This is a genomic window from Acidovorax delafieldii 2AN (assembly GCF_000175235.1).
Taxonomy (GTDB): Bacteria; Pseudomonadota; Gammaproteobacteria; order Burkholderiales; family Burkholderiaceae_C; genus Acidovorax; species Acidovorax delafieldii_B.
In genome coordinates, this window is sequence record NZ_ACQT01000204.1 from 1 (window position 1) to 6,461 (window position 6,461).

7 protein-coding genes and 1 pseudogene are annotated in these 6,461 nt (G+C 67.4%); 1 reads left to right on the forward strand and 7 read right to left on the reverse strand.

Going from position 1 to position 6,461, the window contains the following annotated elements; all coding sequences use genetic code 11:
* The 3 genes and pseudogenes from ACDELDRAFT_RS17650 to ACDELDRAFT_RS17660 all read right to left on the reverse strand — a co-directional run.
* Positions 1-198 (reverse strand): DUF3820 family protein (locus tag ACDELDRAFT_RS17650; protein WP_005799337.1); only part of this gene is annotated, 198 nt, incomplete at its 3' end.
* A complete protein-coding gene (locus ACDELDRAFT_RS17655) occupies positions 198-569 on the reverse strand; it encodes a translation initiation factor Sui1 (protein ID WP_005799338.1) in 372 nt (123 codons plus the stop codon). The genes ACDELDRAFT_RS17655 and ACDELDRAFT_RS17650, both read right to left, overlap by 1 nt.
* 10 nt (positions 570-579) lie before the next feature.
* Positions 580-1,076 (reverse strand): annotated as a pseudogene (locus ACDELDRAFT_RS17660) (DUF2721 domain-containing protein).
* A gap of 279 nt (positions 1,077-1,355) precedes the next feature.
* Here ACDELDRAFT_RS17660 and ACDELDRAFT_RS17665 point away from each other — a divergent pair.
* Positions 1,356-2,603: a DEAD/DEAH box helicase gene (locus ACDELDRAFT_RS17665; RefSeq protein WP_005799340.1), complete on the forward strand. Its 1,248-nt coding sequence runs from the start codon at positions 1,356-1,358 to the stop codon at positions 2,601-2,603.
* A gap of 15 nt (positions 2,604-2,618) precedes the next feature.
* Here ACDELDRAFT_RS17665 and ACDELDRAFT_RS17670 read toward each other — a convergent pair whose 3' ends face one another.
* From ACDELDRAFT_RS17670 to ACDELDRAFT_RS17685, 4 genes are all read right to left on the reverse strand, one after another.
* The gene (locus ACDELDRAFT_RS17670; RefSeq protein ID WP_040329776.1) at positions 2,619-2,963 is read right to left on the reverse strand and encodes a DUF6172 family protein; all 345 of its coding nucleotides are present in this window, start codon (positions 2,961-2,963) and stop codon (positions 2,619-2,621) included.
* Positions 2,964-3,089: 126 nt separating this feature from the next.
* Positions 3,090-3,308: a SlyX family protein gene (locus ACDELDRAFT_RS17675; protein ID WP_005799342.1), complete on the reverse strand. Its 219-nt coding sequence runs from the start codon at positions 3,306-3,308 to the stop codon at positions 3,090-3,092.
* Positions 3,309-3,536: 228 nt separating this feature from the next.
* Positions 3,537-4,532 (reverse strand): aldo/keto reductase, encoded by a 996-nt coding sequence (locus tag ACDELDRAFT_RS17680; RefSeq protein WP_005799344.1) that lies wholly within the window; start codon positions 4,530-4,532, stop codon positions 3,537-3,539.
* A gap of 105 nt (positions 4,533-4,637) precedes the next feature.
* On the reverse strand, positions 4,638-6,461 hold a 1,824-nt coding region (locus tag ACDELDRAFT_RS17685; protein WP_050784199.1), incomplete at its 5' end, for an NADPH-dependent 2,4-dienoyl-CoA reductase.

Genomic DNA, 6,461 nt, shown 5'->3' on the forward strand with positions numbered 1-6,461 from the left:
GGGCTCAAGCAGTTGCGCCAGGCCGTTGTGGTCGATCTCGTGCATGAGCGCCAGCAACCGCCCCAGGTCGCCTCGGGGAAAGCCCTCCCGCGCAAACCAATTCAAGTAATTGCCCGGCAGATCGGCCAGAACGCGGCCCTTGTACTTGCCGTAAGGCATGGTGACCGAAACCAGGCGCTGGAGCTGGGCCGGGTCCATCAGCCCCCCGCGCGCTTGACCTGATGGCCGCGCTTTTTCAGGGCCTCCATCACGCGCTCCACGTGGTCGCCCTGCACTTCGATCACACCGTCCTTGACGGTGCCGCCGCTTCCGCATGCGGCCTTGAGTTCCTTGCCGAGCAACGCGAGCGCGTCGGCATCGAGCGCCACGCCCTTCACCAGCGTGACGGCCTTGCCGCCGCGCCCCTTGGTCTCGCGCGAAACACGCACAATGCCGTCGCCTGCGGGAATGGCCGCAGCCCGCTTGCACACGCACTGCGCCTGCGGCTGCCGGCAGTCGGGGCACATGCGGCCATGGTCGGTGGAATACACGAGGCCGCCCAGGCTTGCCAGATCACGCAAGGATTTCATGGTGCGGGCCTCAGGGCTGCGGGGTGAGGGGCTTGGGCGCCGACGCTGATGCAGGCACCGGTGGGCGCAGCATGTGGAAATTGAGAATGCGCGTGGCCATCACTGTCTCCACAAAAAAAGTACCAGGGCCATCAGGAACGAGAGCACGCCGCTCAGAAAGCTCCCCAGGGCCCAGGAATGGCCCCGAAAGCTCGTGGTCTCCCCCAGAAACAGCAGAATGATGGTCACGCCGATCAGAAAACCGCACAGGGTCAGCAGGCCGATGCAGCCATTGGCCATGCGCCCGCGGGTGCGCAGGTAACCCAATTCCAGCATCGCACGCTCCAGAAAATCGGCGTCGTCCGTATGTCGGGCGCGGTCTTCCACCACACGGGCGCGATCGATGATGCGCGCAAGCCGGCCGGCCACCGCGCCAATCATGCCGGCCACGGCGGTCAGCAAAAACACCGGCGCCACGGCCAGCTGGATGCTGTGGGTGATGGTGGACGAATCAAGAGCAAGGTTCATGGTGTCGAAAAAGGGCGTTGAAGCACGGCGTGCTGCGCGGACGAAGATTATCGCCACCCCGCGCCGACTGGCGCACAATGCTCACCCCGGCCGTGCCCATGGCGAGCCCCGAACAGCATTGGCGCGCGCCCGGCGGCTAACGCAGGGCAGCGGCCCTGGCGCGCACGCCGTGCACCGGCCCAGGGGCGTCGACCAGTACCGCCGCTGCCGCACAATCTTTTCCCTCAGCCAGGCCCGCGCAAATGCAGGGCCATGGCCCGAACACCGGTTTCGCACAACATGCCTTTCTCAGCCCTCGGCCTCTCACCCGCCCTCGTCCAAGCCGCCACGGCGATGGGATTTTCTGCGCCCACGCCCGTACAGTCCGCAGCCATTCCGGCCGTTCTTCGGGGTGCCGACGTACTGGGGTCGGCCCAGACGGGCTCGGGCAAGACAGCAGCTTTTGCCCTGCCCCTGCTGCAGCGGCTTCAGGCGGACGCGCAAAATGCGCCACGCCACGTGAGGGCGCTCATCCTGGTGCCCACACGCGAGCTGGCCGCCCAGGTGGGTGAAGTCATCCGCAGTCTGGGCCGAGGTCTGCCCCAGCCCGTGAAGGTAGCGGTGGTGTTTGGCGGCGTCTCCATCAATCCGCAGATGATGGGGCTGCGCGGCGGCGCGGACGTAGTGGTTGCCACGCCCGGGCGCCTGCTCGATCTGGTCGAGCACAACGCCCTGCGGCTTGGCAGCGTGGAACATCTGGTGCTGGACGAGGCAGACCGCCTGCTCGACCTGGGGTTTGCGGAAGAGCTCCAGCGCATCCTGCAGCTGCTGCCCGTGCGCCGGCAAAACCTGCTCTTCTCGGCCACCTTCGCGCCCGCGGTGCAGGCACTGGCCGAAGGCATGCTGCACGAGCCCGTCCGCGTGACCGTGGACGACGCACCCGCGAACGTGCCCGCCATCGCCCAGCGCGCCTTTGCGGTGGACGCCCAGCGCCGCACGCAGCTGCTGCGCCACCTGGTGCAGGAGCACCAATGGAGCCGGGTCATGGTGTTCGTGGCCACGCAATACGCCGCAGAGCATGTGGCTGAAAAGCTCTACAAGGCCGGCATCTTTGCCACCCCCTTCCATGGAGGCCTGAGCCAGGGGGCGCGCACCCAGGTGCTGCAGGAATTCAAGGACGATCGCTGGCAGGTCGTGGTGACCACCGATCTGGCGGCGCGCGGTATCGACATCGCCCAGTTGCCTGCGGTGGTGAACTACGATCTGCCACGTTCGGCCGACGACTACGTACACCGCATCGGCCGCACCGGGCGGGCCGGCGAAAGCGGGGTGGCGGTGAGCTTTGTCAGCGCGGCCACCGAAGCGCATTTTCGCCTGATCGAAAAGCGCCAACACCTGAGCCTGCCGCGCGAAGTGGTGCCGGGCTTCGAACCCACCGAGACCGCACCCGAGGCCGCACCCGCAGGCACTGGCGGCATCAAGGGCAAGCGGCCCAGCAAGAAAGACAAGTTGCGCGCTGCGGCGCAGGCGGCCGCGGCGCGCGAATAGCGCGGCGAGGTGCGCTCAGGCCTTGCCGGTGGCGTCCGTCTCTTCGCGCAGCACCTCGCTCTGATCCTCGCCCCGCGGGCGGGCCTGCCGGTGGCCGCCCTTGGCCAGTATTTCGAGGTAGAACTGCGCTCCGCCTTCGCGGGCCACGGCGTCCACCAGGCCGATCAGTGCAGACAAGTGGGCCACCTCGGCGGTCTCGGCCGTGCGGCCGAATTTGCAGTCAAAGTCCCAGAAATCGGCGCCCGCCGGGACGGGGCGGCCACGCTCACGCTTGATGTACTTGCGGATTTCATGCTTGACGGCATCCAGGACGCGGTCATTATTCTTGCCTTCGATATGAAGCTGGAAAGTTTTTCTCATGGGCGATCGTACCGCCTGCCGCATCGGCACCACGCCGGGCAGGGGCATGCCGATGCCACCAAAACGAATCTTTGCGCCCCCCACCACACCTCTCGATCCGCAGGCCGGCGGCGCGCCGGCCCCACGTCAGTAATGGGGCGGTAATTCGTCACGCGGGTTGCGCGCGGCAGCGGCGCCCCCCTCGGGCGCTTGCTGGCGCAGCCGCACCAGTTCGCGGGCGAGATCGTCGATTTGCTGCTGCTGGCGGTAGATGGTGAGGTTGAGCTGGTCGAGCAGGTCTTCGGTGTAGCTGGCCTTGATCTCCAGATCGTTCAGTCGCTGCTCGGTGAAAGAGATTTCTTGCATGCCGCTATTGGAACGCAAACTTGCCGAAGCCCCTACCGAGGCCAGACCATGCGTGCGGAAGCGTGCCGGCATGGCAGGCGCGCGATGCGTCGGATGCGCGCACCGCCTCACCGGCCGGCACGCGGGCTCCGCTTGGACAGCACTGCCCTGGCGTGCGCAGAAGAACAAGCCACCCCCCGCAGACGGCTGCAGCACCGTCCACGCCAATGCTGCAACCATGGCCTCGGCCTAGCGCCCTTCCAGTGGGTACGCCGGATCGGTATAACCGGGCGTGGACGGATGGCCGGGTGCCACCAGCGAGCCCACCAATGCCTCATCGTCCGCCGTCAGCGTGTAGCCAAGTGCGGGCGCGTAGTCCTGCCACTGCGCCAATGTGCGCGGCCCCGCGATCACCGAACTCACGGCCGGGTGCGCAAGCACCCAGGCGGTGGCAAACTGGGCCAATGTGATGCCACGCTCGTGCAGGTGCTGGCGCAGGGTCTGGGCGATCTGCAGCGACTCTTCGCGGAATTCGGTCTGCGCGATGCGCCGGTCACCCCGCGCGGCACGCGAGCCCTCCACAGGCGGCTGTCCGGGCAGGTACTTGCCTGTGAGCACGCCCCGCGCCACCGGGCTGTAGGGCGTGACGCCCAGGCCATGGTGGGCGCAGGCCGGCAGGATCTCCACCTCGGGCATGCGGTTGAGCAGGTTGTAGTACGGCTGGCACACCACGGGGCCGGGCATGCCCATCTGCCGGGCCAGATGCACGAGTTCGGTGATGCGCCAGCCCCGGAAATTGGACACCCCCCAATAGCGGATCTTGCCCGCGCGCAGCAGGGCGTCGAGCGCCCACAGCGGCTCCTCGAGGCTCATGCCGTTGTAGTCCCGGTGCAGGTACAGGATGTCCACATGGTCGGTCTGCAGCCGCGCCAGGCTGGCCTCGACTTCGCGCAGCATCCAGCTGCGCGAGTAGTGCCCCTCATTCTTGCGATCCGACATGGGGTTGCCCAGCTTGGTGGCCAGCACCCAGTCGTGGCGTTGACCACGCAGCAGCTCGCCCAGCATGGATTCGGAAGCGCCCTTGGTATACACGTCGGCCGTGTCGATGTAGTTGACGCCCTGGGCATGGGCATCGGACACGATGGCGGCAGCTTCTTCGCGGGAAGTCTGGTCACCAAACATCATGGTGCCCAGGCACAGGCGGGAGACCTGGAGGTTGCTTTTGCCAAGATTGCGGTATTGCATGGAACAGACCTGAAGTACGGGAACAGCGGAGAACACCGGCCCGGCACCCCATGTGCAGAGCGGCACCGCATGGTACTGCGGTGGCCGCCCCGACTGCGCCTGCCACTAAAGCCGTGCCGCCAGCCGTGCCGCCTGATCGATGGCGCGCTTGGCATCGAGTTCGCCCGCCTCCAGCGCGCCACCGATGAGGTGCGGCTTGCGGCCCTGGCCCTCCAGTGCTTGTGCGAGGCTGCGCAGAGGCACCTGCCCCGCGCACAGCACCACGGTGTCGCAGGGGATCCAGGTGGGGTCTTCGCGTTTCTCGCCGTAAGACACCAGCAGGCCCTCGTTGCCAATGCGCTCGTAGTTGACGCCGCCCACCATCTGCACCCGCTTCATCTTGAGCACGGTGCGGTGAATCCAGCCCGTGGTCTTGCCCAGGCCGCCGCCGAGCTTGCCCTTCTTGCGCTGCAGCAGCGTCACCTGCCGCGCGGGCGGCGTGGCGTGTGGCCCGTCGGGTGCCAGGCCGCCGCGCGCCTTTGCCGGATCGGTGATGCCCCATTCGGCCTGCCACGCGGGCAGATCCAGCGTGGTGGACGGATGCTCGCCGTGTGTCAGAAACTCGGCCACGTCGAAGCCGATGCCACCCGCGCCGACGATGGCCACGCGCTCACCCACGGGCTTGCCGTGGCGCAACACGTCGATGTAGCTCAGCACCTTGGGGTGGTCCTGTCCGGGGATCTGCGGGTCGCGCGGCAGCACGCCGGTGGCGATCACCACCTCGTCAAACCCGTCCAGATCGGCGGCCTGCACGCGCTGGTTCAGGTGCAGTTGCACGCCCGTTTCCTCCACCCGCGTCGCCAGGTAGCGCAGCATTTCGTGGAACTCTTCCTTGCCCGGAATCACCTTGGCCATATTGAGCTGGCCGCCGATAGCGGGTGCAGCGTCGAACAGATGAACCTCGTGCCCACGCTCAGCAGCCACTGTCGCCGCTGTGAGCCCCGCTGGCCCGGCACCCACCACGGCGATGCGCTTGCGCGATGCGACGGGGCGATAGACCAGCTCGGTCTCATGGCAGGCGCGCGGGTTGACGAGGCAGCTGCTGGTCTTGTTCTGGAACACATGGTCCAGGCAGGCCTGATTGCAGGCGATGCAGGTGTTGATGCGGTCGGCGCGGCCCTGGGCGGCCTTCTTCACAAACGCCGCATCGGCCAGCAGCGGCCGCGCCATGGACACCATGTCGGCACAGCCATCGGCCAGCACCTGCTCGGCCACCTCGGGCGTGTTGATGCGGTTGGACGTGACCAGCGGCGTGGTGATGCCTGCCGCCGCAAACTCGGCCTTCATCTTCTGCGTGACCCACGCGAACGCTGCGCGCGGCACGCTGGTGGCGATCGTCGGCACCCGCGCCTCGTGCCAGCCGATGCCGGTGTTGACGATGGTGGCACCGCCCGTGGCCACGGCCTTGCCCAGCGTGACGATCTCGTCCCACGCGCTGCCGCCAGGCACCAGGTCGATCATGGACAGGCGATAGATGATGATGAAGTCGGGCCCCACGGCCTCGCGCATGCGGGCCAGTATCTCTACCGGCAGGCGCATGCGGTGGCTGTAGTCGCCACCCCATTCGTCACGGCGCAGGTTGGTGGATTGCGACAGGAACTGGTTGATGAAGTAGCCCTCGGAGCCCATCACCTCCACGCCGTCGTACCCGGCTTCGCGTGCCTTCATCGCGCAATTGACGAAGGCGCGGATCTGGCGCTCCACCCCCCGTGCTGACAGTGCAAACGGCGTGAACGGCGAAATGGGCGACTGCAGGCGCGACGGCGCCACCGCCAGCGGGTGGTAGGCGTAGCGGCCCGTGTGCAGGATCTGCAGCGCGATCTTGCCGCCCGCGCCGTGCACCGCGTCGGTCACCACGCGGTGGCGCTTGGCCGCGCCCGAGGTCGCCAG